Source organism: uncultured Sulfitobacter sp. (assembly GCF_947499945.1).
GTDB lineage: Bacteria > Pseudomonadota > Alphaproteobacteria > Rhodobacterales > Rhodobacteraceae > Sulfitobacter.
The window spans coordinates 618,502-643,678 of sequence record NZ_CANMQD010000002.1; the positions used below are offsets into that span (position 1 = coordinate 618,502).

Here is a 25,177-nt window from a genome sequence, read left to right on the forward strand (position 1 = left end):
AGCTGAAGGGAACATAATATTGGTTAACGAATTGTTAAGGCATCTGAGGTTCCCCCAGGTCAACACTTCCAACGTTATCATGCTCGTGAAGTGGCTTCTTTCTGCCTTCAGCCAACCCTATTTGCCGAGCAATGCTTAGGAGTGCATTATAGGTTTCACTAAACCCGGATTGTCTAGCTAACTCAGCCGCAACAAGGGTCTGATTTTTGAGTTCGCTTTGCATATTTCTCACTCCATTAAGTTATCTGAAACCATTTGCTCCGCAGAGGCTTAACAGAAGATTAACCGCTAGATTAATTCAGCACGGAGTAGCGGATTTTCGCCAAATTTTATCAATATCGGCACATTTTCGCTCCAGATTACGTGCCACCTTCGACTTTAATCACTACATTTAGCCTATAACTCAATGAAAAGTGAAACCCGTGATGAACGTGTAGAGGCGGATGTAGTGGTGTCGATAGGCTCAGAACCAAGTGACAAAATAACCAAACCAGCACCTTTTATCCCCACCTAGCGTCTTATCAGGGGAGCGCCTTGGACCACTCGGCAACGTCTGATTTTAAATTTTTTAAATTTACAGCGCACGGGGGCTATCAAGACAAAGAGAATCCGATTGGTACTGATTGCTGTGGACCCTAGGCTCTGGACCCATTAATCCGCTTGAGACCATCAGGCTGGCGTGATTCAAGTTCCCAAAGCTTTGGGGGCATAATGAGCAATCTTTACTGGCTGAGCGAAGCTCAGATGGTGCGGCTCCGGCCGTATTTTCCGAAGAGCCATGGTGTGCCACGCGTCGATGATCGACGCGTGCTCAGTGGTATTATCTTCATCAATCGCAATGGGTTGCGGTGGTGTGATGCACCCAAGGAGTATGGGCCTCCTAAGACGCTTTATAACCGCTGGAAACGGTGGAGCGACATGGGGGTGTTCGCGAGGATCATGACCGGACTGGCTGCGGAGACACCCGATAATCAAACAATCTCTATCGATGCAACCTATCTCAAAGCGCACCGCACGGCCTCAAGCCTGCGGTTAAAAAAGGGGGGCGTGGCAGGCTGATCGGGCGTACAAAAGGTGGTATGAACACGAAGTTGCACGCCGTCACTGACACGATTGGACGGCCGATCCGGTTCTTCGTGACCGCTGGCCAGGTCAGCGATTACACTGGAGCCAGAGCTCTAGTGGCAAGCCTTCCTGCTGCCGATTGGTTATTGGGAGACCGAGGATATGACGCGGATTGGTTCCGAGAAGCCCTTGTAGATAAGGGAATAACGCCCTGCATCCCGGGACGAAAGTCGCGCGACAAGCCCGTCAAATATGACAAGCGTCGCTACAAACGACACAACCGCATCGAGATAATGTTTGGCCGCCTGAAAGACTGGCGACGTATCGCAACCAGATACGACCGATGCTTAAAGGTATTCCTGTCCGCAATCGCCCTCGCAGCAACCATCTTGTTCTGGTTATAAATCAATGAGTCTGGAGCCTAAGCGCCAAGTCAGTCTTCAATCACCACTGCCGTTAAAGCGAGAATATGCCGTCCTCTGTATCTATCCAGTGCTTCAAGAGGCAGGAGCAAGCTCTCTTGTTGGGCGGAAGGGCAGCAATATCGGCGGCTAAGGCTGCGATTGTCTCGTAGCGGATTTGTGATGAAAGCAGGTTTTCGTAAGTTGTCACACCATCAAATTGATCAACACTTGAGCAAACCGATATGCTTGCCAAGATTAGATCGCTTGAACTAACTTCAGGATATCTACGAACAGCTTCCCCAATAGCCATACCAATTGAGCGGCCATCTTCTAGGATCAACTCTGCTATAAATTTCTCAATGGCGTTCCATGCGGATATGCTAATCATAGATTATGATGTGGCTTCCCGACATGCCACCTTTCAAAGTCTGTAAGTTGATCCATTGCCAACTCGTTCCGCCTTGACAGCCTACGTTGAAAGCAATCGACGCCATCACGCTTTGCTTGTTAAAATCTGTTTGTCCAAAATTATCTCAAAACTACTTTAATGCTTTTACAATCCTAGGTGGTGCTAGCAGTCACCCACTAAATTTATCAAATGACCTAGTCCAACAACTCGCACTTATTGTACGGTCCTCAAGGATCAGAGACGCAATTCATTAATACCTTGTTAACCGTTTTAGAACAAGGTTAACACGAGTCTAGTCAGATAAGACACACAGCAGCCTTGTTGGGCGGAAGCGTATTCTACGTCCTTTTTTCATGGCTTATATTTGGCAATGACTTAAACTGGGCAATTAGTCCCCAGCAATCTGCCCTTCTCCCAATACGAAAAAGCGCACTACTGTAAACACGGAGGCGGGTTTCACATTTATACCACTTAGGTTTCTATGCTGCTGAGCGACTTGTAGACCGTAGCCCGACCTATACCCAGCTCCTTTCCGAAATCGCAGCGAAGCTGTACGGGATCATATGCTAGCACGTGCCGCTGGACGCTGAGAGTGAAGGGTTAAGCCGGCTCCGTTTTTAATTAAGGCAGGCGAGCCATATCTGGAAGCTCACCACACCAGGCGATTGTCAGACGGTAGTCCCGATGACCCACGATACGTCGCTGCGATCTGCCCAACGGTTCACCGGGAGATCCATTTTGGGGCAAACGGATCAAAACTGAACTCGGAATTGATGGCTAAACTTAAGCTTATCGAGGGCTAACGGCTCATAGTGGACATTGATGGCCTTCGCAGCAAACGGCTGCTTCCAGCTTAAATCGTCGAAAGCTGCGTTGTGCACAGATGTCCAGTATAGCGTTAGGGGAAAATGCTCAGCAACTGAATGAGTTTGGAACAGGACTGTTTGTTTGTTTCAGTCAGAGTGGTTTGTGTATTGCCAACTCCGACCCATCAGGTCTTTAGCGGACGAGGTGTCTATACCCGCTGCTGTTGCTAAATGCGGGAGGTTTTATCTGGCTTCGCCACTGGCGCGTCACCATGCCCATTTAGCGGCGCTTTGGACCCGCGCTGCTGGATGCTTTCGATCAAAACCTGCATGGCGTCTTTGACAACTTCGCCTGTGTCGCCGTTAAGCATCTTATAATGGGTGGCTAGGTACTTTGCCGCTTCAAGACGGCCAATGGTGTGAACCTTTATGCCGTGCTGGGTCTGGGCCACCCCATCATACGCTACTGCAGCCTCTTGCGAGTACCCTCTGCTGTCGTGGAAATACGCATAGGCAAAACCTTCGCCGTCACAGATTGGACAGGAAGGGTGAGGTATGTTGCTTCGCCGATACCCAAAGCCGCTTTCGTTTGTGGGCTTCCGGAGCGCCTTCCTGCTGCGCTTCGTCTTATTCTCATACTCGCGCAGCTTGTCCTCGAGCTCGTCGGCCGTGCGCCACTGGTAGGCGTGGTCCTGACCGTGACAATACCTGCAAGCGCCCCGCCGCACTTCGCTTATCTCGCGGGGATCCACCATCGCAGCCGCGTGCCACATGTTGAGGATCTTCGCCGTGTCTTCAACAGCGGCATCTTCTGCTTTTTGCGAGAGTTCAGCGATATGTGCCGCTATCTTGGGTTTTCTCAGTAGTTTTGACCCTTCGCACGCCGCCGTTTCGCGCTTCCCGCACGCATACCCAGCGCGGATATATGCCTCGGTCGCGTTGCCAGTGATCATATACTGCTGGCAGAAGGCACGCTGTAGCTGTGTCAGGCCACGAGGTTGCTTTGCATTAATGGTCATGGGACAGCCCTTCATTTGGTGTTCAGTTCTGCGCTGCCCAGCATTGTATGGGCTTCGTGGTGTGGTTCAGGCTTTGCTACGTCATATGGCATGACATATTCGTAAAGGGTTCTCCGGCCTTGGGCGCTATAGGGCTGCTCATAATCTTTTGGCAGTCGGCCTCGATCCTCTATCGCCTTTTTGAAAGCCTTTCGCACGGTGCCGTGTTTTTTTCCAAACTGTTTGGAAACTTCTGTGCCGTGGATCATCTGGGGGCCTACAGCTACGGCGCGAGACGGGCTTGCAGGCCACTTGTCCAGCACGCTTGCAATCCGCCTGTGCAGCACCTCTCCGCTGGCAAAACGCTCTACCTTCAAATCCGCGATGAGCATAGCTGTCTGGATGCGCGACAGGTGAAACCCCTTATCCTGCTCACCGTTGCTGCGGGTATAGTAATTCGCGCTCACTTCGTCTGCTAACCAATTGCGGCGAAACACAGTGTCTATCTCATGGGCCAGTATCTTTTCGTCTGTCATGCCCAATAAGACTGCGATCTGCTCAAGTGAAATTGGGAAGTATGGTTGTAGCTTGTCGAGGGCGGTGTAAGTTGTGTCTTGATCCAACGGTCTTGCTTTCATTTTGTGTCGGCCGTTTGGGGGAGTTGCGTGAAGGCGCGTTTTGTAGTCCGGCGATAAGTTTCTGGAAAAGGTTACTGATTGCAGTGCTTGGTCAGCGGAGATCGGTAGGCGACCCCCGCTGACATTAATCTCTCGTCTAGCCGTGCATCGCTTCCATTGCAGCGTTGTAAGCATCCAAGAAGGCCTGAAGGTCAAGTTATGCTTCGGCCATGATTTGGCCTGTGCCTTGCTTCATTTTTGGCCGTATGTAGAGGATCAGGAGCGTCCAACCGAGAAATGAAACATCGTAATGTCCATGCGCAGTCTGGGAGAAAAATACATTCGCCACTCGGTGACTTTCGTCATGAACGTGGAGATTTCCAATGTCATCGATAAGCTGACATGGCGATACGTGCATCCAATCCGCGATCTGAAAGGAGCCCAGCCATTTTAACCCGTGGTACGTATCTATACTTTCGATGACCGTATCTGCCCTTACGTCCATCCAATATAATTGTCCGTTCGTACTAAGAGAGTCTTCATCTCGCCTCTGAACAACAAGCATAGCGTTGGCCAGAGGATACATCTCGCCTACGCTTTTATCCACAGTAGCCGCAGCTACTCGCAATGCATCTATAATGCGCTCAGGCGGTTTCGGCTCATTTTTATAGTCTTCTTCAATACGCTCCTGAAGTCGCTGCTCTTGGAGTATTTTAGCTTTTTCGGTAATCACAATCCGGTTGCCATTTTCCGTCTGATAACCGCTATCCGTGCTTTCGTCCGGATAGCGCAATACAACAGCTTGATTGATTGCCAGTCCGTTTGTCACTTGCTCCTCACTGGCAACGGTGTCGTAAAAGTTGCCACTTTCACACAGGCCGTCATGGTCGAGGTCGATGATTGTTTTTTCAGTCGTAAGAGTCATTATGCTCTCCTATTTCGCAAATTTTTAGATGTTGTTTTCGCAGGGGCCAAAACGCCTATGCACTTGAGGCCGCATGATATCTGCTGTGAACATGCGGTCCTCGGGGATAGCAATCATTGCGGACGCGGATAAATCGTCGTTTGTTCCTGCAAAATTCGCCAGCACGCGCAAGGTTGCCCGTCTTGGCAGATGCGGTGGCAAGATTGCACCTTGGCGCTCTGAGGACTGTTTTTTGGGGGGTCTCGCATTTCAACATCACGCTTGCACCCTCCGAGACTTCCGCCCCCGCCGCTTCACAGGCCAGCAGATTCCATTGCGCTGAACGTAGTTGTTGAGACAGCCCAGTGTGGTTCCAAGACGGGCTGCTGCCTGTGTCTGGGTCAATCTCGCATCCCGTAAGGCCAGCACCAGTTCGAGCCGCTCGTGCGCGTGCCTCGCGTTCATTGCGTGCCATGCTTCGATGCTTGAAATCGTGCTTTGATCATTCCGCTGCATAATCTGCCTCCAACATCTCCAAGTTTTCAAACTTGAGGACGTTGTCTGCTCTGCGTCTCAAAGCCTGCTCGAAGTATTTGAAGCTGCTTACTGGCCCATCCTTTTTACCTGATCTGACCGTTTTCATTACGTCCAGCACTGTCCTGTCTGAAAGGCCCAGTTCGTTCACAACAAGCCTATGGTCCATGTAGTGAGTATCCGCTGCAAACCTCGCTGGATCATCTAAGCGTGCTTTATCAAAGCCTGCTGCAACGGCCGACAATATGAGAGCTTCTTCCGCCAAATGTCTTTCTGACTCTGGCTCTGGTGGTGGTTGTAGTAGCAAAACTGTAGCGTTCGCTAGACCCTGATTGTTTGCTTTCAATGCCTTAGCCGCGCCACCGAGCGCACCATTGCGCGAGTTAACTTTCACTTTAGCGACACCCAAGTGTGCATCTAAGCGTAGTCTCGCATTGAAAATGCCTGCCTCGTCTGTCTCGAAATATCGTTCCAAACTACGCCAAACCTTCGGCCAGTTTCGGCCGCACCGCGCCATTCGCTTGAGTTTCTGTTGGTCGTTGGGAAGGCTGTCTCCCTGCCGCTTCCACTGTGCCATAAGCAACATGATGTAAGCGCCTGTCTCTGCCGCATCTAAATCTGTCGTGTCACCGATGAAGTCGGCAATCCACAGCTTCATGTATGGAAGGTTGCTCATACTTCACCGCCCGTCTTGCAGGGGGCAATGGGTACTTTAAACCCACCTGTGATGTCTGATCGGCCTGTCGTTGATGTAGGTGCCATTAGGCATATCTCCTTTGCTCCGGCCAAGGCCAGACAAGTCGGAAAAGAGCGTTTCATGCGCAGATTTCTATGGGAAAGGAGGGCGTTAGTTGCTATGAATAGCGGAGATTATCGCCCTCTTTGTGAGGCGGTGTTCGTTGACTGGACATCAACATTGGCTCTCGCCCTTTTATGGGCGGGGGCCTTCCTTTTTGGCTAAACGTGGCCCTTCAATCTGACGCCCAGCGCCGCAGGCAGTGGACCTTCTGTTGAGGTCTATTGCGTAATACATACAGATCAACGCTTAGACGGTCTGTGCTGCGGACATGGCTTGGTCTACGTCTGCTTCGACCCAGTACAGGCGGTTGCCGAACTTGATGGGCTTAGGCAAACGGCCATTCTCAATGTCACGGTAAATTGTCGTGCGGCCGCGATTGCCCAGCTTGGTACGCAGTTCGCGCAGGTTGAGATACTTCATGGTCAACTCCCTTTGATACTTCTTAGTTTCTAGGGGCATTAGTCGGGGCAAGTATCTGTTCATGCAAGATAAAGTTTTGGGATGTTTTTGGGGTGTTTCCCAAATATGCGCAGATCTGGAATAGTGAAGTGCCTGTGTTCATGGCGTGTTTTACTCTAAAAAGGCACATCCCAAAATAGTTCGAAAAGGCGCGTCTTAAGCTGGCTTTACGGTCTTCCAGACGTCGTTTAGTTGACGGCGAACAGAACTCTCCACGCCAGAATCGTATCTTGGGCAGTGCTGCCGGAACTCCTCTACAAAGGCCGGCACGCTCATCTTTTTCAAATCCTTTGGTCGGCCATTTGGATACTTTCTCGCATAGAACTCCGCCATGGCAAGGTTCTTGCCTGTCAGACCCTCGGCGTGTGCTTTAGCCATGATTGCTGCGCCTTCTGCGGTCAAATCCGCATCCAACCCCAGTATCTTTGGATCAGGGGTGTAGCTAGGTGGTAGGTGGGCGTATTTCAGCATATCTACCAGCGCTGGCAGATCGTCCCTTTGCCACAACCATTTAGCGCCCAGTAATCTCCGCCGCCTTGCGCCTACAGCGGGGATTCCTCGTCCCTCACTGGCTGGATCTTGTGACATCGTAAAGGTCAGGTTGTCCTCGTTCATGTGTGCAAAGGCATGGCTGCATGTCTCTCCCGTCCAATCGTCGCCCTTATCTGGCGCTGGGTCGAGCATACCGATATCTCCAATTACTACCCCGTCAGGACCATTAAAGTACGGTCCTTTGGCTTTGCTGTGCATGAACCAGTCGCGCGATAGCTGCCAAAAGGCGCGGTGATAGAAATTTTCGGCGTTCTGTCGGTCACTGTCGGTTTCTGATTGATCTATGCATTCGTGGTGCGAGGTATTGGTAATCGCCCTATTTTTCCTTCGTTGAAGCTCTATCCGCATCAGTTGCATGATGCCGGTCAGTTCTGTCAGGTTCTGGCCGCACAATGAACGAAGCCACCCGCGTACCTGTTTGGCTGGCACATAGACCCTTCCGCTCACGCTTCACTCTTCCAGATATCAAGGATGTTTGCGCGCTCCTGTCCAGATACAAACGCGCCCCAGCGGTCCATGACAATACGGCGCTTCTCAACAACCTGACTGCGGTTATAGGCGCTCTCCACCTTGCCCCGTACCGAGTGGGCTAAACACTCCTCGGCAATCACACGCGGGGTCTCTGTCTTTTCCTCAACCCATGTCCGGAAGGATGAACGAAACCCATGTGGCCGCGCTTCCAGCTTCGCACGCGACATATATGCGCCCATTGTGGCGTCAGATATCACACCCTTGCGCATACTGGGGAACAGGAACCCGTCTCGCGCAAAGGGTCTGGCTTGCTCAATCACGCCCAGCGCGGCCGGAGAAAGTGGCACTATGAAATCGTCTGTCTTGCCGCGCTGGCCCTTCATCATGTCTGCTGGGATCGTCCAGACAGCACCCTCAACGTCAAACTGCTCAAGCCGTGCAAAGCGCAGGGGCGATGCTCTTACTGCCGTCAGGATCAACAGCCGTAGGGCAAGCTGGGTAATCGTGCTTTCATTGAGGCTTTGGTAGAACGCAGGCGTGTCTTGCCACGGCAAGGAAGGGATGTGCTTTACCTTCTTGTCCTGACTGCCAAGCAACAGCTTTGCTCTGTCGGTAGCCTGTAGATCTACGGGCAGGCCAAGCGCGCCCGCGTGCCGGATACACAGGTTCAGCCGGTTTAACGCCTTTACCGCCGTGTCTGGTTTTGCTTTCCAGATCGGGCGCAGGGTGTCTCTGATATCAATCTGGTCAATTTCAGCCACAGGCATACCGCCCAGCTTGGGAAGGATGTGCAACTCAAGCGGACTCATCCACCTTCCTGCCTTTCCATCACCCTTCAAGCTGGTCTTGTGGCTTTCAAAAGCGTCTGCCGCCACGTCTCGTAGGATGTGCATGTTGCGTTGGGCTGCACGGCGGTCTGCCTCGCGCTGTTTGATCGGGTCTTTGCCGTCCAGTGCAACTCTGCGCCACTTCTCTGCCTCGGCGCGTGCATCTTTGAGCGAAACGCGGGGATATGTCCCAAGGCCCATTTCGCGGCGTCTGCCGTAGACATGCACGCGCAGGATCCACTTGCCGTACTTCTCGTCAGACTTGATCAACCAAAGACTGCCACCGTCTCCGTACATACCGGCCGGTGCGCTCTTTACGGTCAGCGCCGTCAGCTTATTCAATTCCCTCGCCATACGGCCCCCTTTGCAGCCCCCCCACTACATATGGTGTGGTACGGAGCATTGTGGAACACGTTAGGACTTAGAACACCAGTAAAATATGATGATGATGGACTTTCCGATACGGGGCGATACCGAGTGGTACAGGTACTTGGTGCTCTCCGACCGCACCAATTTTTACCAAACAGACCAGCACCCATTGCACCGAGTAAATCAGTTATCTGGTATCTTGCTCGTCCGAGAGGCGGCGCTAGGTGGGCTCGCTAGGAATTCAAATTCAAGTCCGACATTGCTGCTTGAGTTTCAATTCATTAACCGAAGCAGACGGAACGTATCGGCGCTTCGCGGGTTTAGCTGTATGCCGGTTGTCGGTAGAAGTATGCAGGACTGAACGCGGCGTGATCAGACCTTAAAAAAGTTAGGGTTTGAAATGTCAGTCTATCTTCACGGACTATCCACTGCGTTACCGTCCCATTGCCTAACGCAAGCCGAAGTGAGGGAGCGTGCTGGTGTGATTTTTGGTGGTAAATACCCCCAGTTTGACCGGCTCTCCAAGACCTTTGATACGGCTGGAATTGAGAAGCGCTATTCGGTGGTTCCCATTGATTGGTTCTCGGCAGATCATGGATGGAAGGACCGGAACGAGGCATTCATTGAGGGTGCAAAGAAACTTTTCGTAACGGCAGCTAGTGCGGCGCTTGATGACGCTGGCTGGAAATCGTCCGACGTGGATTGCGTTGTGACCGTTACATCTACAGGGATCGCTACGCCTTCACTTGAAGCGCAGGTTTTTTCCGAAATGGGATTTCGTGAAGATATTATGCGTGTACCTGTGTTTGGTTTGGGCTGTGCAGGGGGCGTTTCAGGCCTTTCCACGGCCCAAGCGGTTGCGGCAGGACGGCCAAATCAGAAAGTGCTGCTCGTTATTGTCGAGGCCTGCTCCCTGTCTTTCCGCGCGGATCGTTTGCAAAAGGCAGATATTATCGCGACAGTTCTGTTTGGCGACGGTGCCGCTGCGGCATGTGTGAGTACAGATGTGCCATCAAACGGCAAGTGCGTTGCGCTTGGCCAAGGCTATCAAAAGATGTGGCCAGATACTCTTGATATTATGGGGTGGGATGTTGACGAGAAGGGTTTTGGAGTCGTCTTTGACCGCTCGATTCCAGCGTTTGTGACGCAGGAATTTGCGGATGCTGCGGCTGGCGCGTTGAAAGCTGCAAAATTGGATCATGCCCATATTGACCGTTACGTTTGTCATCCGGGCGGCGCCAAGGTTGTTGAGGCCATTGAGGGCGCATTGCATCTGGAGCAAGGATCATTGGACGCAGAGCGAGAAACCCTGCGGAACGCGGGGAATATGTCGGCACCTACTGTAATGTTTGTTATGAAAGCGGTGCTTGACGCTGGCAGTACAGGGCAAATGATGTCTTGTGCTCTTGGGCCGGGATTTACGGCGTCGTTCTTACCCTTTTATGTCAGCAGTCAGGTCGCGTAATGGAAACAGCAACAATTCTTTTCCTCGGATTTATTATCGTTCAACGCCTTAGTGAATTGGTGATCGCAAAACGCAACACTGCAAAGCTAATGGCGAGAGGCGCGTATGAAGTCGGGGCCAATCATTATCCTGTGATGGTCGCCATGCACAGTACGTGGATTGCCTGCTTGGTGATTTTTGGCTTTGATGAAAAGGTAGCTTACGGCTGGCTTGCCATTTTCGGAGTTCTCCAAGTGATGCGGGTTTGGGTTCTTGGCAGTCTTGGCAGCCGATGGACAACCCGTATCATTATCCTTGAAGAGCCGCTGGTTGTGCGCGGTCCGTTCAAATACGTCTCGCACCCCAATTATATGCTGGTGGTAGCGGAGATTGTTGTCGCCCCTATGGTACTAGGCCTTTGGTGGGTAGCAGTGGTGTTTACGGTGTTGAATGCTGCAATGTTGTGGGTTCGGATCGGCGTTGAGCACAAAGCGCTTGCGCCGCTGCGGGCACAGTAATCTTGTTTTCTGGGATCGGTTTCGGGGCGCACCGCATCGGAGTTGCGGCCTGCAAGTTTCCGAAAATTGCAACGCTCTTTCTGATTGCAGTGGTGGTATTGATCGGGCTTAGCCTGCCAAAAGTCAGTTTTGACGATAATATTCATCGCGTATTCCTGTCTGAGTCCGCGCTATCGGTTGCGCAACGCGCTTATGAGCAAGAGCAGGCAGTTACACTCAGCACTATCTTGATCCATGTAACCTCAGAAACGCCGATGGACGTTGATGATTTGACTGCCTTACGTGATTTCTCGCTAGATTTAGAGTTTTTGGACGGGGTGACTGCGATAGCATCGCCGTTTGTGTTACGATGGCCGCCCGAAGAAGGTGCTCCTTCTGGAAGACCTTTGTTTAATCAGGAAATCACGGCAGATTTTCCGGTGGACGTTGCCGCCTTTCGCAATCTGAAAACCGGCCTTCCTGTGTTTTTGAACACCGAATTAACCGCGATGTTGATAACAGTTTCGATAGATACGGAACAAACAACTATCGCTAATGCAATTGCAAACCTTTCATCCGAGCTGGAACGTGCGTTACCCGCAGCAATGGAGGCGCAGCTTACAGGCGAGGATGTGATCAGCGCCGAGATTGTTCTAGGCCTGAAAGGGGATCTGATAGCGCTCAACCTCTGGGGTGCATTGATCGTAATCTTGGCGGCATTTGCATTGTTGCGCGATTTGCGGATGGCAATTCTGGCCGTTATTCCGGCGCTTATTGGTGCGGCGGGTGCATTGGCGCTTTCCGTATGGCTGGGTTACCCGATCACGGTTTTAAGCAATGTGATCCCGATCCTGCTTTTGGTGCTTGGTGTTGCTGATGGTGTGCATCTGGCGGGGCATGTCAAACATGGCGGCACGGTTCGTTCGGCGGTAGAAAAGGTCGGACCTGCGTGCGCGTTAACTGCTCTAACGACTGCTGTGGCTTTTGCGAGTGTCACACTCACTGGAAACGCACAGTTGTTTGAGTTCGGTGTTTTGGGCGCTCTTGGCACGATGCTGTCATTCATATTGGTTATCGTGACCTTCGCCCTATTGGGGCGGATGCTACGGCTTTCCGCAAATCCACTGCCACAGTTTACGAGTACTGCGTCATTACGGTTGACTGCCCTTGGTGTGTCGTTTCCACGCGTCACAATCCTATCGTCTGCTGTAATGCTGATCGTTTCGGTCTGGGGGTTCAGCCAGACACAATCATGGTTCCCCCTCTACCAGAACTTACCAGATAACAGCGCAACGCTCGCCACTAATGACGCAATTGCAAAAGAGTTTGGCGGCGTGTTCCAGATGATTGTGGAAACAGATGGCGATTGGCAACAGACCCATGACTTGGTCGAGCAACTGGAAGCAGCGAGTGGATCAGCGTCGGTACTTTCCGAAGTTGGGTTTGCGCGGTGGTTGGGCCACCCGGATATGCCGCCAACCCCAGAAGAACTTGACACGCTACCGCAAGCTTTGGTCGCGCAGTTGCGTACGCGCGCTGGCACGTCCCGCGTTTTTGTCTCGGTCCCTGAACCTATGCGAAATGAGCGAACGCTAGAGGCATTTGATGCACTTCATGATACAGCCATTTCAGCGGGTGCAGAGCGCATCATCGGTCTGCCGACTGTAATGCGATACGAAGCGATCAGCTTGATAAATCAACTCTCGTTTGGTTTGATTGCCGCTGCTCTTGGGGGGACGTTTTTGGTGGCGGTGGCGTTCCGGTCTGTAAGGCTCATTCCGATACTTCTGGTGCCGAATATTCTGCCGCTTATGCTGACTGGTGCATCTTTGCACATGTGGGCGCAAGGGCAGCTTAGCCCGACTGCGGTTCTTGCTCTGACAATTGCGTTTGGAATTGCGATTGATGACACAGTTCATTTTCTGAGCCGGTACTCAGCGGCGCTGGAGGCTGGTAATACGCCGCACGAAGCTGTCGGTGTTGCAGCCAAGACTGCGGGGCAGGTAATGGTGTTGACGACGCTACTGCTCACCTTCGGGCTTTGTGTGACGCTGGCCAGTGGCTTCACGCCGATCCGCCTGTTTGGTGGTATGATGATTGTCACACTCTGGGCCGCTCTCTTAGTAGATTTGCTTTTGCTGCCTGCGTTGCTCACAAGGAAAGGATTCAAAGATTATGTTGCTTAGATCTGCGATGATAATAGTTCTAACGGCAGGGGCCGTTGCTGCGACCCCGCTGGCTGACATGGACGGCACGTGGCGCGGTGCAGGCTGGGCCAAAGAAACGGTGCAAGGCCAGAAAGAGACGGTGAGGTGTCAAATACGAAACACATATGATTACGCCAGCGGCACGCTGACTTTGGCAGGGCAGTGTGTTGTGCCTGGGCGTCGATTGAATATGTCTGGCATGCTACAGGGATCAGATACTTCTGAAAAAATCGTGGGGCGGTGGTCAAATCCTGACGGAATTGGCAGCGTCCGCATAACGGGTATTCAGAAAGAGGGGATTGTCGCCTTTACCTTTAGTGCAAAAGATCCCGAAACAGGCCGCGATGTTGCGCAAAATGTCGAATGGCGCGTGTCAGATGGCACGCTGCGCTTACGGTCCACCGACCGAAAAAGCCCGGACATTATGTTGTCGGACATTTCGTTCGAGCAATAAGCGCGATTTTGGGTCAGATGTGCGCGTCATCAATGTTGCTTGGCTTGCCACCTTTGCAGGAGGTCAGGCGCGGTGCGTTTTGCAGTCCATATGCCACCGATTGCGATGACCGCTGCAATTAGCCATGGAGCAGGGGTCGCGGTCTGGAATGTGATCCAGAACAGTGTCATTTCCTGCCCTCCACGTGCGATGTGACGGCTGTGAAAGATCAACTCGACCAACGCGCAAACACCCAATGTGCCGATCACTGCGGGACCAACAGTTTTGAGGTAGGGACCGCGCAGGGAATTAACTCCGTGTGTACGAACGGCCGAGATATGCATCATCAAAACGCCAGCCAGACCAGAGGGGAAAAACATTACTGTGGCCAGAAACAAGACACCGACGTAGAGCTGCCACAAATCTGTGTGCAAGCTCAGCACAGTTTGGAGCAGGGTGAAGACGATCGCGCCCAAAATTGGCCCATAGAAAAAGCCGACCCCGCCAAGAAATGCAATCATCAGGATTGTTCCCGAGGCCTGCACGCTGAGATTTTCGGCGGTCGCCAGTTCATAGTTGAGCGCAAACAAGCCCCCCGCGACACCAGCAAAGAAACCCGCCGCGCAAAAGGAAATGAACCGCACCCAACGTGCGGAATAGCCTAGAAACTCTGCGCGTTCAGGATTGTCACGCACGGCATTTGCCATGCGTCCCATAGGGGTCTGAGTGAACAAATACATGAGGCCGACGCAGAGGACCAACCAGAAGGAAATCAGGTAATAGATCTCAATCTGGCGCAAAAACTCGACGCCAAAGAATGGCACGCCAAGGGTCCGGTCGCCGCCAACGCCGCCGCCCTGAAAAAACGAATAGCCGATGATTGAATAGGTCGTAACCAACTCCACCACGCCGAGCGATATCATCGCAAAAACGACGCCAGAGCGGCGAGTGGAAAATGAGCCGATGACCATCGCCATTGCCATAGAGAACAAGCCTGCAAATAAGGGCAGAAAAGGCAACGGGATAGGTATACCAGCAGCTTGCAAATGGTTCATGACATGAATGCACATGAAGCCACCAAATCCCAGATATATGGCATGCCCGAAACTCAGCATACCGGCCTGTCCCAGTAACATGTTGTAGGACAGCGCGAATATGATGGTGATCGCCATCTGGCTCATAATTGTGATGGTGGAGTTTGCGGCCAAGACGTGAGGCAGAAATACCAAAATAACAACTGCCACAGTCCATGGAACAAGCGTTTTCCAAAGGGGAACAAAGGCGCTTTCTGCGCCATGAGATACATTGCCGGATTTTGTCATGTATTTCCGCAATTCATCTCAATTAAACTTTGGTCTGGATAGGCGGGCGGCGCAAACCTTTGGCTCACAGGCTCAAGTCGCCACGTTATTTCACCGCGACAAGCTGGTGAACTTCAATGACATTGCCATCTGGGTCATAAAAGAAAACCTGATGCCATCCCTTAACGGCGTCGCTGCCCCAGTCGGAATAAGGTACCCCTTGCGCGTCCAAATGGGCCATGAAGGCAACGATATCGTCTGTACGATAGGCGATATGCCCACGCTCTAACGGGTTCACTACTTGTCCAGAGCGGAATGAGTTCAACACATCGCGCGGTGTGAGGTGCATCTGGATATCGCCGTCGGTCACAAACGACACCTCGCCAACCAAACCCTTATCTGTGTTCAAAGGGGGCAACTTGGCGGGATCTTCATCCCCAAGCGTCAGAACATCGCGGTAAAAGCGGTCCATCTGCGCGACATTGGCTGAGCACAGATTTATATGATGTAATTTAAGTTTCATAAAACGTAACGTGGCCCAGACTGGCGCAGCAAGCAAGTGACCTTGTCGCACAGAGCCGTCTAGAATTGGCCTGTTTCAAGCGGGATATTCGCGACCCTGTAATCTGCACGGCGAAAATTTCATCGCTGGCTGTCGAGGTGCTTTCGCATCTGTTCCAGATCACTGCGGATGCGGCGCATGATTTCGATTTGCTCCTCTCCAATGACATGGGCAAACGTTTGACTCACAAGGATGATCGCCTCGTCGCGGAATGTGCGCCCTTTGTCGGTGAGGTAGACCAGCTTGCCTCGCCCGTCATTTGGGTCTGGTTTGACATTGATAAACCCTCGATCCTGTAGCGTTTTCAATGAGTGGGACATCGTGTTCTTTGTGACTTGCATTGCCGAGGCAATGCGCAGGGGCGGTTTTCCATCGCCCGTGCGTGCTAGATGGTTCAGAATTGAGAAGTGGGAGGGATGAACTCCGTCAGGAAGGCTTTTTGCGAACATGGCAGTGGACAACTGGTTGATGATGCCGATTTCATTGAAGAAGCCAAAGACTTCATCAGGATTGCCACTGTTTTTGTTCACACTGTTCCGATCTTGGCCTCTATCGGCCAGCGAGGGCTGACCGCAACATCCGGACCATAGCCGATCCGCGCCAACATTTGAACCGTTCCGCCGTCCGGAGCAAGGTGTTGATGTGTTTCGAGGTATATCTCTTCCATTTCGGCATATTCCTGAAGCGGTTGGCTCAGCGGTTGGAAACTCAGGCCGTGCGCCGTGCAAGCAAGGTTGACGCGCAGCCAATCTGCACCCGCCGCAATTTGATCTGATCGTGTGTTACCCTGCGTGACCATCCATACATGCCCCATGGCTGTTCGGGTGTTCGCCATGACTGCCTTTAATCCCTCTTTATAACCCGTTGAGGAGCGATCCAACAGCCCGTCACGCGTCATGACACCGGCGAGGGCCATAGCCTCGAATAGGGGGCCGCTGAAATCGATACCATCGGGATTTGCGTTAATCTCTACTTTTCCAATGCGCATCAAATCGACGCTTTCCTTGTAGGTGCGGGGCGTCTCAATCTCGACCATAAGGGCTTTTGTTGTGAGTTGCCGCCAGTAGGTAACATCGTTCGGGTCGATACTGCCGCCCAATCGGGTCTGACGCGCAGCTGCGAGAATTTGGGCAAAAGCTTCTGGCGGCACGGGACGCGAGATGTCATATGGCTCCTTGTTGGAGCGTCGGGCAGGCACATGATCAAAAAGTGGATCGCGCAGGGTGGACCCTTTGACGAACTTGGCTGTGGCGACAGGGCGGGTGTCGAGTCCGTTCACATCCTCGCCCTGCGGGAACAATGAGATATCCAGATCAAAGCCATCTGCCTTTGCGGCCATCCGCATCAATTCAAGAAAACAACCCAATCCAATTGTGAGTTGTCGATCAAAAGGATCAGTGTAAGGTAATTGTTTTTCTGTATCGAAAAACAGCGTGACAGTGTCATCAGCATCAAGCCGTACAACCCACGGCTGTCGATTATGCGGGTTTGGCGCAAGAATGGCGTGCGAAAGGGCGTTCTTGCGCGGATCTCCATAGCTACCAGCGCGGTCCCATGGTGCCAGCGCTGCAGTCGGTGTGCGAGTGGTGGCAAAAAGGCCAAGGCCGCCAGCTGCAATGATAACACCACCACTAGCAAGTTTGAGGAATTTTCTGCGGTTCATATCGATCTCCATTTGGTTCTACATAGAACTATATAAAGTACGATATCGAACTAGTAAAGGATTTTTGAGAAAATCCTGGATTCGACTTTTTCTCATTTGGGGCGGCTCACTCGGCGGAGAAAATAGAGCTCCCGATCTATCCCGCTGGTTGGCATAGCAGCTTTGGTCTAGCAGCTCCTAAACCGCGTGCGCTCACATTGACGAGCGACATTCGCGGCTTTGGTTGTCCATCAATGTAAGCCTTACAGAATAGTTGCTTCAATCTTGATTTTGAAGCGACCGCCTCAGTTGAATCGCCTGCCTGCGGCGATGATCGGCGGTCTTGCATTCGTTTCCTCAATGCCGAAACCTGCTATCCGCTTATAGGTTGCTGCGTGTTCGGCCATCTCTGCATGTGGGATCACATCTTCTATTCTGTCGAACTGTCCGCCACAGCGTTGCTCTACCAGATCGAGGATTTTGTCGGGGCCGGCAGAGCGGTTCATCAGGATGATTTTTGATGTGATAGGCAACATTTCAGCCTCATAGGCGAGCAGTGCCCCGGATGTAAGACCGTGCGTGAGGAAGCCCGCGACCAATTTGCGCGCATCAGTGATCCCTGCGCCTGCACCGTTGGAACCGACAGGATAGGCCGCATGTGCTGCATCCCCCATCAGCGTGGTGCGACCGACAGTCCAGCTCTCTAATGGGTCGCGGTCGACCATCGGATATTCAAATACTTCATTTGCACCGCGAATGAGCGCAGGGGCATCGAGCCAGTCGAAGCGAATTTGCTCAAACGCTGGCAAAAAGTCATCTATATTTGCGGCGCGGCTATAGTCCTCTTTGCGAAAGCTCTCAGCAGGATCAAATTGCAAATTGCAAATCCAGTTGATGGTGGCGAGGCCTGTGTCAGGGTCGGGAGGGGAAATTGGATATGTGACAAAACGCAAGCCGTCATGCCCTATCAGCGCCATTGACGCACCAGACAGGAAGGGTTTTGCCTGCGTGATCCCGCGCCACAGCATGGCACCGCCCCATTGTGGTTCATCCTCAAGGGGCTGCATTTGGCGGCGGATCGCCGAGTGGATACCATCTGCACCGACAAGCACATCGCCTGTCACACTACGAGACTCGCCTGCGCGGTTTTCCAAATGAAGGGTCGCAGCGCCTTTGGTATTGTCAAATCCTGTTGCGCGCCATCCTGTCTGCACCGCATCGGGCCCCGCACGCTGGATTACCTCTTCGTAAAGCAGCATATGCAAACGGCCACGATGGACCGAATAGGCAGGCCAGTCATAGCCCGCGTCAAGGCCGCGGGGCTCTGTCCAGACGTGCAAGCCCCGCTTGGTATATAGGCCGTAGTCCTTGAGTGGGATGCCAACTTCGTCGAAGCGGTCCTTAAGGCCGAGGTCGAACAACTCGCGCACAGCAGAGGGTTGTAAGTTGATTCCGACACCTAACGGGCGCATCTGGCTGGCCGCTTCATAAACCTGAAACGGGATGCCGACCTGATGACAGCTGAGCGCAAGCGCTAACCCCGAAATACCGCCGCCTGCAATCAATACCGTCATATGCGTGCCCCCGCGCAGTTATAGTTTTGTGTCACTGTTTGTGTTTACCCTGTCGACGGGTCGGGTCAATGACAGCTTCTATAGACGCGCCAGCCTTATATTGTAGCAATCTGGAAAATCGGTGTGGAAACGCACTAAGTGATTCAGAGGCCGCCATCCCTTTCAACCGTCCAGTCCTGCATGATCATTAAGTTGTGTGCGATGCGGAAGCCGTTTGCACGTAGGGGGTAAAAGCGGTTAAGCTAAAAGAAAAGCGCGTGTGTGAAAGCTGTTCTTTCAAGAGTACGGAACAAATCCGACCTTAGAGCAGTTTGTTATCTTTGAGGGTCCGAGTGTGAAATCAATTGCTCTGATGAGAGTGCGGCGTGCTGCCGTGACTGCAGCTGTCCTTTGTTTGTCAACTTTTGCGGCGAATGCGGCTGAGGTCGACCTGAGGGGTGTCACAAATGATGATTTGCGTGATGCCTTGCGCGGCGGATCGCTGCTGGTTGAACAGACCCTTCTGGACGAAAACCAACCGTCCACTGCCGAAATTCTTGGTGCTGCACAGGCAGATTACAAACGTCTGCTGGCGATTTTGTATGACAATGGCCACTTCGGAGGCGTTATTCGGATTTCTGTGGACGGACGTGAGGCTGCGTCAATCCCGCAAGTAGATCCGCCCAGCAGTATTTCCCGCGTGCAGATTGATGTAGAGGCAGGACCAAAGTTCGCCTTTGGCAGAACGCGCATCGCTCCAATCGCACAAGGAACCACGCTGCCCGAAGGTTTTGCAGAAGGTCAAACGGCGAGCCTGAGTGTATTGAAAAATACAGTATCTGCCGGAATTTCCGGGTGGCGCGAGCAGGGGCATGCCAAGGCCGCTCTTACGCGTCAGGAGCTTTTGGCCGACCACCCCTCGCGCCGCATCCGTGCAGATCTAACGCTTGAGCCTGGACCGCGCCTGCGGTTTGGGCCGCTCGTGGTGGTGAACGAGAGCGATGTACGCCGCCAGCGTATTCTCGACATTGCAGGTCTGCCCGAGGGAGAAGTATTCTCACCAGAGGAAATCCGCCTCGCGACCGAACGTCTACGGCGCACCGGTGCGTTCAGCGCGGTGGCCCTCTCTGAGGCCGAAGAGATCGGACCCGGTGACACCCTTGCCATCAACGCACAAACCACCGATGCCGCAAAGCGTCGGCTGGGTTTTGGTGCGGAAATCTCTACGCTTGAGGGTTTGACTGTGAGTGCGTTCTGGTTGCACCGTAATCTGCTCGGCGGGGCGGAGCGTCTGCGTCTGGACGCCGAAGTGAGCGGTATTGGCGGCAGTTCCGGCGGCACCGATTATACGTTGGGTGCGCGGTTCGAGCGGCCGGCAACGTTCAACGAGGACACTGACTTTTATGCTTTGGCGCTGCTAGAACAACTTGACGAAGTGTCATATTTCTCACGCCAATTCGATCTGGAGGCGGGGATTGAGCGGATCGCATCGCTCGAGCGTACATACACCCTTGGTCTTGGTCTGCGCACGGCAAAGACGCGAGATGCCTTTGGTGAGAACAGCTATACCTTGCTGACACTGCCGCTCAGCGCAAAGTTTGATTATCGTGATGATCGCCTTGATGCCAAAAATGGGTATTATATCAAAGCGGATGTGACTCCTTTCGTGGCGATCTCGGGAGCGGATAATGGCGTACGCAGCTTTGTCGACGCGCGCGGGTACAAAACTTTTGGCGCGGCGCGACCTGTAACACTTGCACTTCGGGGTCAGTTTGGCTCGGTCTACGGACCAGACCTGTCCACAGCCCCTGCCGACTACCTCTTTTATTCAGGCGGCGGAGGCACCGTGCGCGGGCAGGAATATCAATCCCTTGGTGTACCTGTCGGGTCAGACCAGACAGGGGGGCGCAGTTTTGTAGGCCTCTCCGCCGAAGTGCGCGTGGGCATCACCGACAGCCTTGGCCTCGTAGGCTTTGCCGATGCGGGCTACGTTGGTGAGGAGGAGTTTTATGACGGCTCAGGCACATGGCACTCAGGCGCAGGTTTGGGGCTGCGGTATAAGACTGCAATTGGCCCTATCCGCTTTGACGTAGCGGTGCCCACATCGGGGCCCGAAACGGACGAGAATTTCCAAGTGTACATCGGTATAGGGCAGTCATTCTAATGCGCATGATCCGTTTTGCATTGCTGGCGTTTTCTATTCTTTTCTCTGTTCCTGCCGCCGCGCAGGAGGAAGAGGATAAGGGGTTTCTGACCACCAAAATTCAAGAGCTGCTAAGCGGTGCAGGGCGCGATGTGAATATCGTAGGCTTTGCGGGTGCACTGAGCTCATCTGCGTCGTTCGAGCGTATGACGATCGCCGACGACGACGGCATCTGGCTCACCATGGAGGATGTTGTTCTTGACTGGAACCGCTCTGCGCTGTTGCGGGGGCGACTGGAGGTGCAAGAACTCAGTGCGCAGCGCATTGACGTTGCACGTCTTCCTGCAGGAGAAGAAGACAAGCTGCCTGACGCAGAGGCGAAACCTTTCACGTTCCCCAAATTGCCCGATCTGCCTGTTTCAATCGATATCAATACTCTCAATGTCGCACAACTGACGCTCGGCGAGACGCTCGTCGGTCAAACGGTTGCCTTGCAGATGACGGCAAGTGCCCGACTGAATGATGAAGGGCTCGACGTGGCGTTCGAGGCGAACCGGACAGACGGAAAACGGGGCGTTTTTGATCTCAAAACAACCCTGTCGCGTGAGCAGGACATGCTCAGCACTTTGCTCACTCTGAGTGAGGAGGAGGGTGGCATTGTTTCTGCATTACTCAACATTCCCGACAATCCGTCCGTTGACATGACCGTAAGAACGAGCGGCCAACTGAGCGATTTGCTGACTGAACTCAAGCTCGATACCAATGGTGAAGAGCGTCTTGCGGGTGAGGTACAGCTCATCACGCAAGGGCGGACCTCGGATCCAGATCGCCGCGTTCTTGCGACCATAGGCGGCGATATCACCGCTGTCATTCTGCCTGAATACCAAGATTTTTTCGGCCCCAAAGTCAGCCTTCAGGCCGATGCCCTGATCGAAGCAAGCGGTGCGATTGCCGTGGATACTTTTGATTTGAAAGCGGCGTCTGTGGACCTCACGGGGCAAGTACGCCTCTCCAATGAGAAGTGGCCCGAGTTCATCGACATTGAAGGCACTGTTGCACGTGCGGATGGAGAAGCGGTTTTGGTTCCAGGAGGGGGCGGTAGCACCACAGTGGAGCGCATTGCGCTGAACGTGGATTACAACCTGCAAGACGGTGACGCCTATGAGGCTGTGTTCGATATAACGGGATTAAAGACCGATGCAGCCTCGGTGGCACAGACAACATTACGCTCAACAGGGACCATCACAGGTGCGGAAGGGAACATAGGGCAACTGCGCGGCACAGTCCAATTTGCAGCGGATGGACTAGCGCTGTTGGATGCAGCATTGGCAGAAGCTGTGGGTCAAGAGATAAGAGGCACGACCGAGATCAACTTTATCGAGGGGCAGCCCTTCCGCATCAGCAATCTCGATCTAAACGGGAGCGACTATAGCTTGAAAGGCAACGTCGCATTTGACGGCGTAGGTGAAGGTCTTGAGACAGCTCTGGATGCCACCCTTGCAGCGACAGATATTAGTCGCTTTTCTGCCCTTGCAGGGCGTGAACTTGACGGCGCAACCGCCCTGACGCTGAGCGGTACAGTGACACCCCTTAGTGGCGCGTTTAATTTGAAAGCGTCGGGTACGGCGGATGACATCAAGACAGGCATCACCCAAGCCGACGCTCTTCTGTCAGGGCGGACCGACCTTCAGATGACCGCAATCCGCAACGAAAACGGTACCTTTCTGCGTGGTCTTGAGCTGAACAATGCTGCGATGCTGTTTACAGGCTCGGCTGAACTGGCCTCGTCCTCCAGCCGCGTCGATGCGGACATCGTATTGCGTGATATCGCGACTGTTCTGCCGCAGTACGAAGGGCGCGTGACGCTCAAGGGAACTGCGATCCAAAACGCTGCCGGCTGGCGTGTGGATGTAGATGGCGATGGTCCTTACGACGTCGCTTTGCGCGTTGACGGTTTGGCCACTGGACCAGATGCAGAGCTGGCGTTTACTGCTTCTGTGCCTGAGCTCTCGAACTTTGCAGAGGGTGTCCAAGGGCCGCTGGATGCGGAAGGCACGCTGCGGCAAACGCTTCAGGGCTGGCTTCTGCAGACTGATGCCTCCGGTCCTTATGACGCTTCTGCGCGGCTAAACGGACTTGTTACTCCCACGCTCGACCTTGGCTTTGATGTGTCGATGCCCGAAATTTCTGTGATTGCTCCGCAAGTAAATGGACCTGTTAGCGCTACGGGCCGCTTGCGCCAGACAGAAACGGGTTTCGAGATTTTGACGGATGCCTCTGGCCCTTATGATGCTGATGTGTCGGTTAAAGGTGCGCTGACTCCCGCGATTGACGTGATGTTTGATTTGTCGCTTCCCAACGTGCGGCCTTTGGCGCCCCAAGTGAACGGCCCTCTGAGGGCAACGGGGCAGTTGCGCCAGACCGACCGTGGCTTTGTCATAAACACAACAGCGAATGGCCCCTACGGTGCACGTGCCGTTGTCGAAGGACTGGCCACTGGTCCTGATATGGCCCTCGATTTCAATGTGTCAGTTCCCAATGTGGCGCCACTCGCCCCCGGTGTGAACGGGCCCTTTTCGGCCACAGGTAACCTGCGCCAGACCCTCAATGGATTAGCGGTCGATACGAATGCGAGTGGTCCCTACAGCAGCCGTGCGACGCTGAGCGGTGTTGTGTCAGGACCGGATGCGGCCGTGGATTTTAATGTTTCCTTGCCGAATATGGCTGCCATTGTTCCAAAATTGAACGGCCCCTTGAATGTGAACGGAAATGCCGCGATGACCCCATCGGGATGGCAGATTGAGACGTCGGCCCAAGGGCCAGCGGGGACGCAGGCGCAGGTTGCAGGGTTGGTCGGGAATGATGGACAACTCAACCTTGATATTAACGGGAATGTACCGCTTGGTCTGTCTGGACCATTCATTGCCCCGCGGAGTTTGCAAGGTCAGGCGCGGTTCGATCTGGCGCTGAATGGTCCGGCGGAGCTTGGCTCACTTAGCGGTACAATACAGACCTCAGATGCGACGCTCACCGCGCCGAATTTGCGCGTGGCGCTTGAGGGAATCAACGCTGACATCGCACTTGCCAACAGCCGTGCCGCGATTGACGTCACTGCCAGTGCGAGTGGCGGCGGCACACTGGCAGTGAACGGTGATGTCAGCCTTATTGGTGATCTGCCTGCTGATTTGGCCATAACCCTTAACGAAGTGGTTTTGATCGATCCGCGCCTCTACCGCACCTCGCTTTCGGGGGCGCTGCGTGTGGCTGGCCCCCTGTCAGGCGGCGCGAGGATTGCGGGAAACGTGACCATTGGTGAGACATTTGTTACCGTCCCGTCCACTGGACTGACGAGCATCGGGGATATCCCGCCAATCACCCATGTGGGTGCCAGTGCTGCCAATCTGGAAACCCGTCGCCGTGCGGGTCTATTGGAGGAGGGCGCAGCTACCGACCCTGCACAAAGCGGCAGCAGCGGTCCGGGTTTTGGCCTTAACGTGACGCTCGATGCGCCGGGTCGCATCTTTGTGCGCGGTCGTGGTTTGGATGCAGAGCTAGGTGGGCGGCTGCAAATCACCGGAACGACCAATAACATCATCTCCGCAGGCCGGTTTGATCTTGCGCGGGGCCGTTTGGATATCTTGGGGAAACGCTTTGATCTCTCCGAAGGCTCGGCGCGGTTTCAGGGTAGCCTGATCCCCTTCATCCGCTTCGTCACAACGACCTCGACACCAACAGGCACCGCCAGCATAATCGTCGAAGGACCCGCTGATGCGCCCGAAGTCTCGTTCGAGAGTTCTCCTGCAGGACCCCAAGACGAAGTATTGGCCCAACTCCTGTTTGGCCGTAACCTGTCCGAGATATCAGCCTTTCAGGCGTTGCAATTGGCCAATGCAGTGGCAACTCTCGCAGGGCGAGGAGGTAACGGTGTGGTGGGCAACCTGCGCGACCGCTTTGGCCTTGATGATTTGGATGTGACTACAACAGACAGCGGTGAAACGGCTCTACGGGTAGGCAAGTATCTAACTGATAACGTCTATACAGACGTGACAGCAGCATCCGACGGCACGGGTGAAGTGTCGCTAAACATCGACATCACACCAAATCTCAAAGGCAAGGCTACGCTCGGATCTGACGGAAATTCATCGCTCGGGTTATTCTTTGAGAAGGATTACTGAGAACTA

General features: G+C 53.5%; 20 protein-coding genes. 7 read left to right on the forward strand and 13 right to left on the reverse strand.

From position 1 onward, the window contains the following. Positions 1–711: 711 nt before the first annotated feature. A protein-coding gene (locus Q0775_RS13210) for an IS5 family transposase (protein WP_298861550.1) occupies positions 712–1,469 on the forward strand; the annotation gives its coding sequence in 2 pieces (ribosomal slippage) (positions 712–1,033 and positions 1,033–1,469; 759 coding nt in all). A 52-nt stretch (positions 1,470–1,521) separates the two neighbouring features. On the opposite strand, the gene Q0775_RS13215 is transcribed toward Q0775_RS13210, so the two are convergent. The 8 genes from Q0775_RS13215 to Q0775_RS13250 all read right to left on the reverse strand — a co-directional run bounded on the left by Q0775_RS13215 (position 1,522) and on the right by Q0775_RS13250 (position 9,199). Continuing rightward, positions 1,522–1,857, reverse strand: coding sequence for a hypothetical protein (locus Q0775_RS13215; protein ID WP_298861553.1), 336 nt, complete (start codon positions 1,855–1,857; stop codon positions 1,522–1,524). A gap of 1,054 nt (positions 1,858–2,911) precedes the next feature. Continuing rightward, complete coding sequence (locus tag Q0775_RS13220; protein ID WP_298861556.1) at positions 2,912–3,703, reverse strand: terminase small subunit; 792 nt, start codon at positions 3,701–3,703, stop codon at positions 2,912–2,914. A gap of 11 nt (positions 3,704–3,714) precedes the next feature. Continuing rightward, complete coding sequence (locus tag Q0775_RS13225) at positions 3,715–4,320, reverse strand: hypothetical protein (protein ID WP_298861559.1); 606 nt, start codon at positions 4,318–4,320, stop codon at positions 3,715–3,717. Positions 4,321–4,516: 196 nt separating this feature from the next. Further along, complete coding sequence (locus Q0775_RS13230) at positions 4,517–5,224, reverse strand: hypothetical protein (protein WP_298861562.1); 708 nt, start codon at positions 5,222–5,224, stop codon at positions 4,517–4,519. Positions 5,225–5,705: 481 nt separating this feature from the next. Next, positions 5,706–6,413 carry a DUF1376 domain-containing protein gene (locus Q0775_RS13235; protein ID WP_298861564.1) on the reverse strand — a complete coding sequence of 236 codons (708 nt, stop codon included), beginning with the start codon at positions 6,411–6,413 and terminating at the stop codon, positions 5,706–5,708. 369 nt (positions 6,414–6,782) lie between these two features. Further along, the gene (locus Q0775_RS13240) at positions 6,783–6,956 is read right to left on the reverse strand and encodes an AlpA family phage regulatory protein (RefSeq protein WP_298861567.1); all 174 of its coding nucleotides are present in this window, start codon (positions 6,954–6,956) and stop codon (positions 6,783–6,785) included. A 195-nt stretch (positions 6,957–7,151) separates the two neighbouring features. Next, the gene (locus Q0775_RS13245) at positions 7,152–7,994 is read right to left on the reverse strand and encodes a hypothetical protein (RefSeq protein ID WP_298861570.1); all 843 of its coding nucleotides are present in this window, start codon (positions 7,992–7,994) and stop codon (positions 7,152–7,154) included. Next, the gene (locus tag Q0775_RS13250; protein WP_298861573.1) at positions 7,991–9,199 is read right to left on the reverse strand and encodes a site-specific integrase; all 1,209 of its coding nucleotides are present in this window, start codon (positions 9,197–9,199) and stop codon (positions 7,991–7,993) included. Before Q0775_RS13250 ends, Q0775_RS13245 begins: the two co-directional genes overlap by 4 nt. Before the next feature lie 415 nt (positions 9,200–9,614). Between Q0775_RS13250 and Q0775_RS13255 the strand changes: the two genes are divergently transcribed. From Q0775_RS13255 to Q0775_RS13270, 4 genes are read left to right on the forward strand one after another with little or no spacing between them, the layout of a single operon-like run. Continuing rightward, positions 9,615–10,679, forward strand: a complete 1,065-nt coding sequence (locus Q0775_RS13255) for a type III polyketide synthase (protein WP_298861576.1) — start codon at positions 9,615–9,617, stop codon at positions 10,677–10,679. Further along, a complete protein-coding gene (locus Q0775_RS13260) occupies positions 10,679–11,176 on the forward strand; it encodes an isoprenylcysteine carboxylmethyltransferase family protein (protein WP_298861579.1) in 498 nt (165 codons plus the stop codon). The genes Q0775_RS13255 and Q0775_RS13260 overlap by 1 nt, the downstream gene beginning before the upstream one ends. 2 nt (positions 11,177–11,178) lie before the next feature. After that, positions 11,179–13,341, forward strand: coding sequence for an MMPL family transporter (locus Q0775_RS13265; RefSeq protein ID WP_298861584.1), 2,163 nt, complete (start codon positions 11,179–11,181; stop codon positions 13,339–13,341). Beyond that, entirely contained in the window at positions 13,331–13,816 is a 486-nt protein-coding gene (locus Q0775_RS13270; RefSeq protein ID WP_298861587.1) for a hypothetical protein, read from the forward strand. The genes Q0775_RS13265 and Q0775_RS13270 overlap by 11 nt, the downstream gene beginning before the upstream one ends. A gap of 29 nt (positions 13,817–13,845) precedes the next feature. Here Q0775_RS13270 and Q0775_RS13275 read toward each other — a convergent pair whose 3' ends face one another. The 5 genes from Q0775_RS13275 to Q0775_RS13295 form a co-directional block, all read right to left on the reverse strand. Beyond that, positions 13,846–15,117 (reverse strand): branched-chain amino acid ABC transporter permease, encoded by a 1,272-nt coding sequence (locus Q0775_RS13275; RefSeq protein WP_298861589.1) that lies wholly within the window; start codon positions 15,115–15,117, stop codon positions 13,846–13,848. A gap of 85 nt (positions 15,118–15,202) precedes the next feature. Continuing rightward, positions 15,203–15,619 (reverse strand): VOC family protein, encoded by a 417-nt coding sequence (locus Q0775_RS13280; RefSeq protein WP_298861591.1) that lies wholly within the window; start codon positions 15,617–15,619, stop codon positions 15,203–15,205. Between the two features lie 119 nt (positions 15,620–15,738). Then, a complete protein-coding gene (locus tag Q0775_RS13285; RefSeq protein ID WP_298861594.1) occupies positions 15,739–16,188 on the reverse strand; it encodes a MarR family winged helix-turn-helix transcriptional regulator in 450 nt (149 codons plus the stop codon). Beyond that, positions 16,185–17,321 carry a twin-arginine translocation pathway signal protein gene (locus Q0775_RS13290; RefSeq protein WP_298861597.1) on the reverse strand — a complete coding sequence of 379 codons (1,137 nt, stop codon included), beginning with the start codon at positions 17,319–17,321 and terminating at the stop codon, positions 16,185–16,187. Before Q0775_RS13290 ends, Q0775_RS13285 begins: the two co-directional genes overlap by 4 nt. Positions 17,322–17,605: 284 nt before the next feature. Continuing rightward, positions 17,606–18,874, reverse strand: coding sequence for a flavin-dependent oxidoreductase (locus tag Q0775_RS13295; protein WP_298861599.1), 1,269 nt, complete (start codon positions 18,872–18,874; stop codon positions 17,606–17,608). A 334-nt stretch (positions 18,875–19,208) separates the two neighbouring features. Here Q0775_RS13295 and Q0775_RS13300 point away from each other — a divergent pair, with 334 nt between their 5' ends. Both Q0775_RS13300 and Q0775_RS13305 read left to right on the forward strand, forming a co-directional pair. After that, positions 19,209–21,017, forward strand: a complete 1,809-nt coding sequence (locus tag Q0775_RS13300) for an autotransporter assembly complex family protein (protein WP_298861602.1) — start codon at positions 19,209–19,211, stop codon at positions 21,015–21,017. A 5-nt stretch (positions 21,018–21,022) separates the two neighbouring features. Beyond that, complete coding sequence (locus Q0775_RS13305; RefSeq protein WP_298861608.1) at positions 21,023–25,171, forward strand: translocation/assembly module TamB domain-containing protein; 4,149 nt, start codon at positions 21,023–21,025, stop codon at positions 25,169–25,171. Positions 25,172–25,177 lie beyond the last annotated feature (6 nt).

Bases quoted from the DNA above. Each gene is read 5' to 3' on its own strand.
- Q0775_RS13215 (WP_298861553.1), bottom strand. From the start codon at position 1,857: ATGATTAGCATATCCGCATGGAACGCCATTGAGAAATTTATAGCAGAG.
- Q0775_RS13220 (WP_298861556.1), bottom strand. From the start codon at position 3,703: ATGACCATTAATGCAAAGCAACCTCGTGGCCTGACACAGCTACAGCGT.
- Q0775_RS13225 (WP_298861559.1), bottom strand. From the start codon at position 4,320: ATGAAAGCAAGACCGTTGGATCAAGACACAACTTACACCGCCCTCGAC.
- Q0775_RS13230 (WP_298861562.1), bottom strand. From the start codon at position 5,224: ATGACTCTTACGACTGAAAAAACAATCATCGACCTCGACCATGACGGC.
- Q0775_RS13235 (WP_298861564.1), bottom strand. From the start codon at position 6,413: ATGAGCAACCTTCCATACATGAAGCTGTGGATTGCCGACTTCATCGGT.
- Q0775_RS13240 (WP_298861567.1), bottom strand. From the start codon at position 6,956: ATGAAGTATCTCAACCTGCGCGAACTGCGTACCAAGCTGGGCAATCGC.
- Q0775_RS13250 (WP_298861573.1), bottom strand. From the start codon at position 9,199: ATGGCGAGGGAATTGAATAAGCTGACGGCGCTGACCGTAAAGAGCGCA.
- Q0775_RS13255 (WP_298861576.1), top strand. From the start codon at position 9,615: ATGTCAGTCTATCTTCACGGACTATCCACTGCGTTACCGTCCCATTGC.
- Q0775_RS13260 (WP_298861579.1), top strand. From the start codon at position 10,679: ATGGAAACAGCAACAATTCTTTTCCTCGGATTTATTATCGTTCAACGC.
- Q0775_RS13270 (WP_298861587.1), top strand. From the start codon at position 13,331: ATGTTGCTTAGATCTGCGATGATAATAGTTCTAACGGCAGGGGCCGTT.
- Q0775_RS13275 (WP_298861589.1), bottom strand. From the start codon at position 15,117: ATGACAAAATCCGGCAATGTATCTCATGGCGCAGAAAGCGCCTTTGTT.
- Q0775_RS13280 (WP_298861591.1), bottom strand. From the start codon at position 15,619: ATGAAACTTAAATTACATCATATAAATCTGTGCTCAGCCAATGTCGCG.
- Q0775_RS13290 (WP_298861597.1), bottom strand. From the start codon at position 17,321: ATGAACCGCAGAAAATTCCTCAAACTTGCTAGTGGTGGTGTTATCATT.
- Q0775_RS13295 (WP_298861599.1), bottom strand. From the start codon at position 18,874: ATGACGGTATTGATTGCAGGCGGCGGTATTTCGGGGTTAGCGCTTGCG.
- Q0775_RS13305 (WP_298861608.1), top strand. From the start codon at position 21,023: ATGATCCGTTTTGCATTGCTGGCGTTTTCTATTCTTTTCTCTGTTCCT.